Source organism: [Phormidium] sp. LEGE 05292 (assembly GCF_015207735.1).
In the GTDB taxonomy this organism is placed as follows: Bacteria; Cyanobacteriota; Cyanobacteriia; order Cyanobacteriales; family Aerosakkonemataceae; genus Floridanema.
The window spans coordinates 1-10,446 of the sequence record NZ_JADEWG010000192.1; the positions used below are offsets into that span (position 1 = coordinate 1).

At 41.1% G+C, this 10,446-nt stretch carries 11 protein-coding genes; 5 read left to right on the forward strand and 6 right to left on the reverse strand.

Going from position 1 to position 10,446, the window contains the following annotated elements:
• Nucleotides 1-127 precede the first annotated feature (127 nt).
• The 5 genes from IQ264_RS28965 to IQ264_RS28985 all read left to right on the forward strand — a co-directional run bounded on the left by IQ264_RS28965 (nt 128) and on the right by IQ264_RS28985 (nt 5,856).
• Nucleotides 128-1,021 (forward strand): CheR family methyltransferase, encoded by an 894-nt coding sequence (locus IQ264_RS28965; RefSeq protein WP_193985546.1) that lies wholly within the window; start codon nt 128-130, stop codon nt 1,019-1,021.
• A gap of 113 nt (nt 1,022-1,134) precedes the next feature.
• Entirely contained in the window at nt 1,135-3,867 is a 2,733-nt protein-coding gene (locus IQ264_RS28970) for a tetratricopeptide repeat protein (RefSeq protein ID WP_193985548.1), read from the forward strand.
• 122 nt (nt 3,868-3,989) lie between these two features.
• Nucleotides 3,990-4,640: a Uma2 family endonuclease gene (locus IQ264_RS28975; RefSeq protein ID WP_193985550.1), complete on the forward strand. Its 651-nt coding sequence runs from the start codon at nt 3,990-3,992 to the stop codon at nt 4,638-4,640.
• Nucleotides 4,641-4,652: 12 nt separating this feature from the next.
• A complete protein-coding gene (locus tag IQ264_RS28980) occupies nt 4,653-5,162 on the forward strand; it encodes a DUF29 family protein (protein ID WP_193985552.1) in 510 nt (169 codons plus the stop codon).
• Between the two features lie 55 nt (nt 5,163-5,217).
• Nucleotides 5,218-5,856, forward strand: a complete 639-nt coding sequence (locus IQ264_RS28985) for a Uma2 family endonuclease (RefSeq protein WP_193985554.1) — start codon at nt 5,218-5,220, stop codon at nt 5,854-5,856.
• Between the two features lie 270 nt (nt 5,857-6,126).
• Here the strand turns inward: IQ264_RS28985 and IQ264_RS28990 are convergent, their stop codons facing one another.
• The 6 genes from IQ264_RS28990 to IQ264_RS33265 form a co-directional block, all read right to left on the reverse strand.
• Nucleotides 6,127-6,936, reverse strand: coding sequence for an alpha/beta fold hydrolase (locus tag IQ264_RS28990; protein ID WP_193985556.1), 810 nt, complete (start codon nt 6,934-6,936; stop codon nt 6,127-6,129).
• 160 nt (nt 6,937-7,096) lie between these two features.
• Complete coding sequence (locus IQ264_RS28995) at nt 7,097-7,336, reverse strand: hypothetical protein (protein ID WP_193985558.1); 240 nt, start codon at nt 7,334-7,336, stop codon at nt 7,097-7,099.
• 164 nt (nt 7,337-7,500) lie between these two features.
• Complete coding sequence (locus IQ264_RS29000) at nt 7,501-8,358, reverse strand: NAD(P)-dependent oxidoreductase (RefSeq protein WP_193985561.1); 858 nt, start codon at nt 8,356-8,358, stop codon at nt 7,501-7,503.
• A 146-nt stretch (nt 8,359-8,504) separates the two neighbouring features.
• A complete protein-coding gene (locus IQ264_RS29005; protein WP_193985563.1) occupies nt 8,505-9,098 on the reverse strand; it encodes a nucleotidyltransferase family protein in 594 nt (197 codons plus the stop codon).
• Nucleotides 9,077-10,225 carry an XdhC family protein gene (locus tag IQ264_RS29010; RefSeq protein WP_193985565.1) on the reverse strand — a complete coding sequence of 383 codons (1,149 nt, stop codon included), beginning with the start codon at nt 10,223-10,225 and terminating at the stop codon, nt 9,077-9,079. The genes IQ264_RS29005 and IQ264_RS29010 overlap by 22 nt, the downstream gene beginning before the upstream one ends.
• A gap of 29 nt (nt 10,226-10,254) precedes the next feature.
• Nucleotides 10,255-10,446: hypothetical protein (locus IQ264_RS33265; RefSeq protein ID WP_228061903.1), on the reverse strand; the 192-nt coding region annotated here is incomplete at its 5' end.

Below are 10,446 nucleotides of genomic sequence, written 5' to 3' on the forward strand. Positions count from 1 at the left end.
TCTCCCCATCCCCCCATCTCCCTTGCTCCCTGTGTACGAAACTGGACAGATGACTGTATAGAACAGCATATAAACTTTGGGAATACAGGGTTCATTTAGTTGAGCCACCAATTTAATTTAACTATTTATGCTTGATTTTCCGCTTGCTACCATTACCATTCCATCACTAAAAGCAACTGAATTAGAAGACTTACTGATATATCTCAACCAAGTCCAGCAGGTTGACCTCGCGGACTATAAACGTTCTAGCCTCTTGCGTCGAATACGGGTACGAATGCAGCAAGTTGGGGTTGAGTGTTATCAAGATTATTTCGACCATTTGCAGCGGCAATCCGATGAAGTTACTCATCTGTTGAATACTATTTTTATTAATTTGACCTGTTTCTTTCGCGATCGCCCAGTTTGGGATTATCTAGAAAATCAGGTTATCCCCCAGATCGTTGCCAACAAAGCTTCAAATGAGCCAATTCGCGTCTGGAGTGCGGGGTGTGCGTCGGGAGAAGAAACTTATTCGCTGGCAATGCTGCTAGCAGAAGCTTTGGGGTTAGAACAATTTCTGAAACGAGTGCGGATTTACGGAACGGATGTCGATCGAGATGCCCAACTGCAAGCCCGTCGAGGCTACTATTCTCTTAACGCAGTTGAGCTAATTCCTCCTCACCTATTGGAGCGATATTTTGAGCGCAGAACTGATGGCTACCGTTGGCGAAGCGATCTGGGCCACCCCTTCATCTTTCACCTTCACAACCTGATTCAAACCGCCCCCTTACCTAAGATCGATCTGCTAGTTTGTCGAAATATGCTCATGTATCTCACACCAGAGGCTCAAATTCGCGCCTTGGTTCGCTTTCATTTCAGTTTAAGAGAAAATGGATTCCTCATGTTAGGACAGGCAGAGGATCTGATTACTCGCGATCAAAAGTCGCTTTTTACTTGTATCGATCGGGAAGTAAGGCTATTTTCAAAAGTGCCAGATGCCCATCGCAATAGTCGCTTGTTACCGATCGCTTTTTGTTCTTAGGTAGTCCTTCGCTTTGCCTGGGAACCTTCTGCTGTTCTTCTGCCTTATCCTAGAATAAAGTCACTGGTAATCTAGTGAGCATTACACCTGATCGATAGGCAAAGGGAGTCCCGATGAAGCGCAAGAATCCAAAAGTCCTCGCCTTGATACTGCAAAGCAGTGTTGTCCTTTCTACTTTACTGTTTTCCCTTGGTCTTGCTAGCGCCCAAACTACTGCACCTACAAGTCCAACAATTAACACTCTGGAACGACAAGAACTGAAGCGTTTAAGAGAAGAAAGGCGCATTCAACAACAAGTTCAAGCGGAGGCAAATCTTGCTTTCAGTCGGACTACTACTTTATTTAATGTTTTGCTGGCTATTTTAGGTTTACTTTTGACTGCTTCTTTGGTGGCAATTTTCCTGTTGCGGCGTTCTGTTTTGCGAGAGGTGGGAGTTGTTGTTAAAGAACATCTTAGTGGGTTAAAAGATTTAGAATTGAAATTGGCTAGTGCTAGTCAAGAAGTGCAAAATATTCTGTTAGTAGCAGCGGATTTACAGAAGAAGCTGAACGAACAAGTTAATGATTTCCAAGAGGAAATTGACGATCGCTACGAGGATGTATCGCAAATTTCTGCGGAGTTGTCGCAGTCGAAAAAACAAGCTTTAAAGGAATTGGAGACGCAACTTAAAGATGCTCAATTAGCTTTGATAGAGGTAAGTAATGAGTTTAAGGTGCATTTGGTGGAATTGCGATCGGACGCACAACACCAAAAAACCTCAGCTGTTGAAAGTTTGGAAAGATTAGCTGGGGAATTAAATCCGCATTTAGAAAAAGTAAAAATAGACACCGAAGAACAAGGAAAATCGATAATTCATAATTTGGAAAAATCCAAAGCAGATTTTGGTTCGCAGTTGAATATTTTGCTGGCAGATGTGCAGAAACAACGGGATTTAATGACCCAGAATTTGCAAAAGTTGAGTGCAGAGTTTGCGCCCTTGGTTTCGCAATTGCAATCAGAGGTTAAAGCCCAAAAAGATACGACAATTCAACGTTTGAAACAGGCAGAAACAGATTTTGATATTAAGTTAACTGCGCTGCATTCGGATACGCAAACGCAACGCGATCGCATTCTGCAAAACCTGCAACAATTAGAAGCAGAATTTTCTCCCCAACTTTTGGCAATTCAAGCTAATACTGAACAAAAAGCCAAGGAACTGCATAATTCAACTATGCAGAAGATGGAAAAATTAAGCGGGGAAATGACCAAGGAATTGGGTAATTCTAAATCTCATGTACTGGGGCAAATGAGTGAAAGTCTCCAAAGGTTACAGGCTTTAGAAAAAGACTTTACTACACAGGTTGAGGGTTGGCGATCGGGAATTGCCGCCAGCAAGGAACAAACTTTGCAAAGTCTGCAAGGTTTAGATACAGAAGTGCGAAATCAATTAACTAAGCTACAGTCAGGAATTGCCAGCAAACAAGCAGAAACTCAACAAGTTTTATCCCAGTTAAACGGTGAAATCAAAAATCAATTAACTCAATTACAAGCGGAAATCCAAAAACAACAAAGTGCTAGCCAAGCTAATTTACAAAAATTAGAAGCAGCAGTGAAAAATCAACTATCACAACTAGAAACAGAAGCCCAAAAGCAACAAGAAGCCAGCCAAAATCATCTGGAAGAATTAGCCAGAGAAACGGCAAATTTTGTATCTCAATTCCAGGCAGAAATTCAAGCAAGAAAAGAACAAGTGATGCAGAGTTTGGGAGAATCAGAACATTCTGTATCGCACAAACTAAGCGTAATTGAATCAGATGCAGTAATGCAAAAAGCCCATATTCTGCAAAGATTAGCTGATACTTCTTCAGATGCGATCGCAGAATCTCTAATCCCCGAAACTCATCACCAACTGCAAACTTTAAACGAACAAATCCAACGCCTAAAAGCTAATCATCCTGACTTATTCTTATCACCCGCTGATTACTTGAATCAAGGTAATGCTTTGTTTGCAGAAGGTGAATATCACGAAGCTATTGCGAAATACGATCGCGCGATCGAATACACAACAGATAACACTCAAGCTTGGTATCAGAAAGGTTTAGCTTATTGGGAGTTGAAGAAGTACGAACAAACGATCGCTTCCTTTGATAAAGTGTTAGAAATTAATCCCGAAGATACTGAAAGTTTGTATCATCGCGGTTTAGCATTGAAGGAATTAAAACGCTTTGAACCTGCATTAGCGATCTTTAATAAAGTAACGCAACTGCAAGAAAATCATTACAAAGCTTGGTTACAGAAAGGGATGATTTTAGGTAAATTGAAACGCCACGAAGATGCGATCGCAGCTTACGATATAGCTATTCAAATTAAACCAGATTATCATGAAGCTTGGGTCGATCGAGGAGTCGCTTTAGGAACCTTGCAACAACACGAAGAAGCGTTTCAATCCTTCGAGAAAGCTACCAGTTTACAACCTGAAGATGCCGTAGCTTGGATCAATCAAGGTTTAGCTTTGGGAGTTTTGGAAAGATACGAAGACGCAATTTCGGCTTTTGAAAAAGCCATTGAATTAAATCCCGAATCTCACAAAGCGTGGAATTACAAAGGCGAAATGTTGGTGAAATTAGAACGAGATGAAGAAGCAATAGAAAGCTTCGATCGCGCAACCAAAATTGAGCCAAAATATGCGCCAGCTTATTACAACAAAGCGATTTGTTTTGCACTCCAAGAAGAGGTAGAACAAGCGGTTGAAAACCTAGAACAGGCGATTAGAATTAATCCAAAATATCGCCAAGAAGCAAAAAGCGATCGAGATTTTGAAACGATATCAGAGGACGATCGTTTCTGGCAATTAATAGAAGGCTAATTCCCGAAAGTTTGTTGTAGGGACTTTAGTCCTTTTAGCTGGAAAAAAAGGACTGAAGTCTTTACAACGAACAGACAATTTAAGAATTTTACAGCGGTTTTGAGCAATTAAGGAGAAATCTTATGCAGGTAGCGATTCAGCAGATTGTAGTTTCTCCAGGTCAACAATTACTATTAAAAAATGTAAGTTGGCAGCAATATCAAGAGATATTAGCCAGTTTAGGAGAAAGTCGCAATTCTAGAATTGCTTATAGTCAAGGAATGTTAGAAATTATGGTGCCTCTACCAGAACACGAAGATGATAAAGTAATTATTGGCGATTTAGTTAAGGCAATTTTAGAAGAAATAGATATTGAGTTTAGAAGTTTAGGTTCAACAACTTTTGAAAATGAACAAATGCTTGCCGCAGTGGAACCAGATGATTGTTTTTATATCCAAAATGAGGCAGCAATTAGAGGCAAAAAGCGGTTAAATTTAAAGGTAGATCCGCCACCAGATTTAGCAATAGAAATTGATATTACATCGAAAACAAAATTGGCAATTTACCAAAATTTAAAAGTTCCCGAACTTTGGCGTTATAACGGACAAAAATTAGAAATCAATATTTTACAATCAGGTAAGTACGTTCAATCAAATCAAAGTTTAATTTTTCCTAATTTGCCGATTATTGAGGCAATTCCTGAACATCTGGAACGCAGCAAAGTTATCGGCAGAAATGCCACAATGAAGTTATTTAGAGCTTGGTTGAAAACACAATTGAACATTATTGATTAAGGAGCAATATTTATGGTTCAAGAACTAATAGATTTAAGAGCCAGTATTTTAGCGGGGAGGTATGAAGAGGCTTTAACGCTGATAGATGAATTAGAAGCAATGGGTAAACAAGCCATTATTCGTAATATTGAAACTTTTTTAGTTAGACTGATGATTCACTTAATTAAAAATCAAATCGAACAACGGTTAACTAATTCTTGGGCTAATTCCATATCTGATTCGATCGTGCAAATTAAAAAACTAAACCTTAAAGACAATAAAACCTCTTATTACCTTACCTCAGATGAATGGCAATCTTATTTAGAAGCAGCAATAAAGTTAGCCATTCGTCCAGCGAGTTTAGAAATTTTCAATGGTCAGCTAAAAGCCAAACAAATTTCCGAACGATTAGATTTATCTCAACTTATTACAACAGCAAAAACCATGTTGGATTTGACTTATACTTATGCAGCAGAAGATTTACCAGATCAAATTGATGTAATTTTAGCTGAATTACCAGGCGGTGAAGATTGGCTAACATAGAAATCTGATTCGAGGTTTGTTGTAAGGACTTCAGTCCTTTTAGCGAGGCAAAAAAATGAGCGTAACTGTTCCCATTAAAACGATCGAACTCACCCCAGGTAGTCACATAACTATCCCTAACCTTTCTTGGCAAGATTTCGAGCAAATTCTGATTGACTTAGGAGAAAAACGCAGCAGTCGCGTCACCTACTTTCAAGGAACCTTAGAAATCATGTCTCCATTAGCCTTACATGAACGTCCTCACCGGATTATTGCTTACATTCTGACAACAATTCTGGATATACAGAGGCGAAATTGGGAGGATTTTAGATCGACAACTCTGAAACGTCCGCAAATTGCCGGAATTGAACCTGATACCTGCTTCTATATTCAAAATGCTGACAGAATGAAAGGCTGTACTAACTTGGATTTAAAACAGTATCCACCCCCAGATTTAGCAATAGAAGCGGATGTTACTTCTAAAACTACTTTAAATGCTTACGAAGCGATGGGTGTTCCTGAACTTTGGATTTACCGAAATCAGCAACTAAAAATTTACTTACTTTCCGATCGAGGTTATACAGAATCATCCATTAGTCCTACTTTTCCCAACTTACCTATAATTGAAATAATTCCCCAACAGGTGCAAAAAGCGATCGATGAAGGAACTAGCAAAATGTTACGCGAACTCAGAACGGACACTCGGATAGTATGAAGTCTTTATAACGAACACCTAAGAAAGACTGAAGTCCTTACAACGGACAAATTAATTTAGATATGTGACATTTATGATTCAGTATTGGTTCACCTAAACAGCCTACTATTACTATCTGTCAACTAGAGAATGGAAGCTATAAAATGTCTCAGTTTCGGAATAGCCAAAGCTTAGTATCTTCTACCTTTTCGCAATTAGAATTAACAGCAGAGCAAGTTTTCAGTGCAGGTAAGATTCAGTAGATCGCACTACCATCAAGCTCAAAGTTCGTTAGACTGCCGCTAGGCAAGTATCGATCGCACTAGCAAACAACTCAGGCGCATCAAGCATCAACCAGTGTCCAGTATCAGGTATCGTGGTTGTGGCTAATTCTGGACGGAGGACGTGAAGGCTAAATGGTAAGTTATTCGACGGTGCAAGAATCGCGTGAGCTTTTGCCCCTGGCGTTGCGAGGTATCGATCGAGTGCTTCCACTGCTTTAAAAGCAAACAAACCGCGAGAAGTTCCCAGCAGCGCAGCCTTTGGAGTTGCAGCTAGACGGGCGAGGATTTCATCCTCTGTTGCTGATGTACCGCCTGTCAGTGCGCCACGAAAAGAGTTTTCTAAGATCGATCGCCAATCGTCAGTTGCCAGTGCTGCTTGCATTGGAGCGATTTGTGCCTCATAAACTTCTGGGGGAAATTGAGTGCAGTCTATTGGTGGGTCTACTAATATTAATTGTGCGATCGCATCAGGTTTAGCAGCAGCGGTAGCAAGGGCAACGCAAGCACCATAACTATGTCCGACGAGGACGATCCGATCGAGTCCCAAAGCTTCTAAAACAGTGAAGATATCGGCTGCACAGGCTTCAGGAGAGTAGTCATCATCAGCAGGTGGTGTAGAAGCGCCGTGTCCGCGTAGATCGATCGCGTCCGCCCGTCGCGTTTGAGCAACATAACTCAGCTGTGCATCCCAGATGTTCGCGGAACAAGCCATCCCATGCACAAATACTACTGGTAACAGCTGAGACTCTGTGACAGGTACATCAATTTCAAGAATGTGAATATTGCCGTTCTGAGTAGCGATCGTCATCGAGTGCATACTACCTTCCCTTTAGTCTTAATTGCTTCCCATAATAAGGAAAACAATAGCAAAAACCCCAGCTTTTTGGCTGAGGGTAATTGTAGAGATTTCTCATGTTAGAGGTATTCACTTTATGTTGATATTTTTCTTAGCTAACTGCAAAAGTTGTCACGCTGTTTTATTCCTCATCCCAAGAAGATTGGTTATAACCGAGTTCTGTAGCCGCACCACTTTCGTCTTCAGTTAAATCCTCCCAATATGTATCATCAGAAGCGGGAGGATCGGTATCTTCTTGCCAACTTGCTTCATCCCAGCCTAAAGTTTGCCATAAAGCTTGCTCGGCATCATTCATATCTGTCCAATCCAAATCATCCCAAGTGTCGCTTGGACTACCTTGAATTTTCCGAATCTCTGACATATATTACCTCTTGTAAATTCTGTAAGAACAGTACTCAGCTAATCAAAACTGCTGAGTATAGCGATTGTACTCAATTGTTCGATCGATCGCCACAGATCTTGCACTCCTGGAGGTAGAACCTCCAGGAGTACAAAATCTGAGTCACCAGTACCCAATCCCCAAAATCAAGGATTCACAGCATTAAATAAAGCCGAGTAATCAGCATCTGCAAGTCCCATTTGTTGAGCAATTTCTAAAATTTGCCGCACACCTTCCAAGCTATTAGTATTTAAGTTATTTGACTGTGCTTGGTTAAGGAACAAATTTGTATCTTTAAGTAGATGTTTTGTCGGAAAATTGGGTTTGGTAAAATCTCTTTCCAACATTCGCTTGAGTTTCTTGTCGAAAGTTGGTGCATATAAAGCACTTTGGCGTAGAATTTCCATGAAAGTTTCTACTTCTACGCCTTGTTTTTCGACTAAACTTAAACTCAATGCAAAGGCAGTAGTTAGGGAAGCAATTAATTGATTTAGTGCTAATTTAACTGCTGCTGCTGTACCTACAGCACCTATTAAACGAGGTTCGGAACCGAAGTTTTTTAAGAGATTTGACCATTTAACAAATTGTTCGGAAGTTCCGCCTACCATGACGATTAATTTACCAGTTTCAGCTTCGGGAATACTGCCTAAAACTGGTGCTTCTAAATACTCACCTCCAGCCGCAATTACTTGCTTTTCAATCTCTTGGCTTTCTTGCGGGGAAATTGTTCCCATTTGAATAATTGTGCGTCCTTTAAGTTGAATTTTGGCACGATCGGAAAGTAAAACTTGCTCAATGGCTGAAGCGTTGGTGAGCATTAAAATTATACAATCGGAATTGGCGATCGCACTTTCCGGCGAATCAACTACTTCAACACCCGCTGTTTTTAATTCATCCAACTTTGATGCAGTGCGATTGTAAGCAATCACAGGTATTTTGGCAGTCAATAACCTTTGCACCAAAGGCTTACCCATTAACCCAGTTCCCAAAAATCCAACTTTCATTTACTGCTAACCCGAAAGCAACAACTCAAAATTACACCTTATTTGGTAATTATCACTACTGCTCGAACGAAATAAAAAGCTTACGCAGCAATTGAACTAAGGCAATACCTTCTGGTTCGTAGGTGCAACCAGAGAAACTATGATTCTTATTTTATTAGAATCCATTGCTCAAGATGTTGATGGGTGTCAAGATCAATCGCTCCTTCTGCGAAAGGAATGCCCAGGCAACAAGAGTGATGCTGACGAATAATTGATTTAGCACCAACATCTCCCTGAAGTGTCAACAATGCTGGAAAAAATGTCTTATGAAATAAAGCTGGAACACCAAGAGTGTCAGCATATTTAGAGGCAACAATTGGATAGTTTGAGATTTGATATCCTGAAATTAATTGATGAATCAAATGGGTTGAAACAAATGGTTGATCGCATACCATGAGGACGATCGCATCAAGTTCAGAAAATCTTACCAGCATTTCCCTTAATCCACATTGAATCGAACCAGCCATTCCTGTTGACCAATGTTCGTTGTAAAATATGTGAATGCCGAGATTTGATAAATGTGGCTCGATCGCCTCCGCATAAGCGCCCAAAACCACACCAACAGATTGACACTCAGATGCGATCGCCACTTCTGCCATTTGTCGAATCAGCGGTTTGCCTTGATAGGATAAAAGTTGTTTTGGTTGTCCCAGGCGAGTAGAGGCTCCCGCTGCCAAAATTAAGATACCAATTCTAGACATGATGGTTTTGTGGGAGAATGAATCGAACCGATGCGATCGCGCAGAAAGCCTCCAGAACGCCCACCGAGCACAGCTTGAATTTCTGCCACAATTGAGAGGGCAATTTCTTCAGGAGTCTCAGCCCCAATATCCAACCCGATCGGATTATAAAGCTGCTGATTTGGCGTGATATCATGTCCGGCTAAGTCTTGCCACAACTGCTGCATTCGTCTTTTTGGCCCTAATACGCCCAGGTAACGGAGTCCAGATGGAATCAGGGTTTTGAGAAATGCCAGATCGCTGACATATCGATGAGTCATGACAACGGCGACAGTTTGGGGTGTGAGTAAATGCTCGTAGGTTTCTGGGTGTTCTGGTTTGCAGTGTAGCAGTCGATCGGCTTGGGGAAAGCGATCGCAAGTCAAATATTCCGATCGACGATCGATTACTGTAACGTGCCAGCCTAATTGTTTGGCAAACTGCACCACTGGAATGGCATCATATCCAGCCCCAAAAATTAGTAATGGAACGGGTGAAGAAATCACTTCTAGCAAAACATCAATTTTGCCAGAAGATAAGGTGTAGGACTGGACAAGAGTTTGTTTTTCAATCAGTATTTTGCCAAGGTCTTTTGCTATTGTTTGAGCAACATCCTTATTGACGATTTGATTGATGATTGTGGTGTCAGATTTCATCATTATTCGATCGCCCACTTTAATATCCGACACATTTTCTACGGAAAAGATTGTGGCGATCGCAATTATTTGCTGAGATTGCAAACAATCTCGCATCAAGGAAAGTTGGCTAACCGCAGAATCATGGTTCAATGATTCAATTAAAACATCCACAATGCCATTGCATCCTAATCCAAAACCAAACACAATGTCATCGCTGGAAGTTGTGTCATATCTGACTAGGATGGGATGGGCATTATTGGAGAGGAGAGAGTGCGATCGTTCCAGAATATCGCTTTCCAAACAGCCACCACTAATCGCACCAAACATCTCCCCATCTTCAGTTAATAACATCCGAGCACCCGGTCTTCGATAAACCGCTCCACTTGTTCGGACTACCGTTGCTAAAACTGCGCGTTTTCCAGTCTGTTGGCTATTTTCAAAGGCTTGCAAAATCCTTTGTAACTCGTTCATAAGCTGTTCCGCATTTAAAAGAGTTGATACTAAATCCGAGTTAAAGCAGAAGGCAGAAAGCAGAAGGCAGAAGGCAGAAGGCAGAAGGCAGAAGGCAGAAGGCAGAAGGCAGAAGGCAAGAAAGGCAGAAGGCAGAAGGCAGAAGGCAGAAGGCAGAAGGCAAGAAAGGCAGAAGGCAGAAGTAAAAATTCTCCATCTCCCCATCTCCCCATCTCCCCATC

Coding starts and splice junctions, on each gene's coding strand:
- IQ264_RS28965 (WP_193985546.1), top strand. CDS start 128: ATGCTTGATTTTCCGCTTGCTACCATTACCATTCCATCACTAAAAGCA.
- IQ264_RS28970 (WP_193985548.1), top strand. CDS start 1,135: ATGAAGCGCAAGAATCCAAAAGTCCTCGCCTTGATACTGCAAAGCAGT.
- IQ264_RS28975 (WP_193985550.1), top strand. CDS start 3,990: ATGCAGGTAGCGATTCAGCAGATTGTAGTTTCTCCAGGTCAACAATTA.
- IQ264_RS28980 (WP_193985552.1), top strand. CDS start 4,653: ATGGTTCAAGAACTAATAGATTTAAGAGCCAGTATTTTAGCGGGGAGG.
- IQ264_RS28985 (WP_193985554.1), top strand. CDS start 5,218: ATGAGCGTAACTGTTCCCATTAAAACGATCGAACTCACCCCAGGTAGT.
- IQ264_RS28990 (WP_193985556.1), bottom strand. CDS start 6,936: ATGCACTCGATGACGATCGCTACTCAGAACGGCAATATTCACATTCTT.
- IQ264_RS28995 (WP_193985558.1), bottom strand. CDS start 7,336: ATGTCAGAGATTCGGAAAATTCAAGGTAGTCCAAGCGACACTTGGGAT.
- IQ264_RS29000 (WP_193985561.1), bottom strand. CDS start 8,358: ATGAAAGTTGGATTTTTGGGAACTGGGTTAATGGGTAAGCCTTTGGTG.
- IQ264_RS29005 (WP_193985563.1), bottom strand. CDS start 9,098: ATGTCTAGAATTGGTATCTTAATTTTGGCAGCGGGAGCCTCTACTCGC.
- IQ264_RS29010 (WP_193985565.1), bottom strand. CDS start 10,225: ATGAACGAGTTACAAAGGATTTTGCAAGCCTTTGAAAATAGCCAACAG.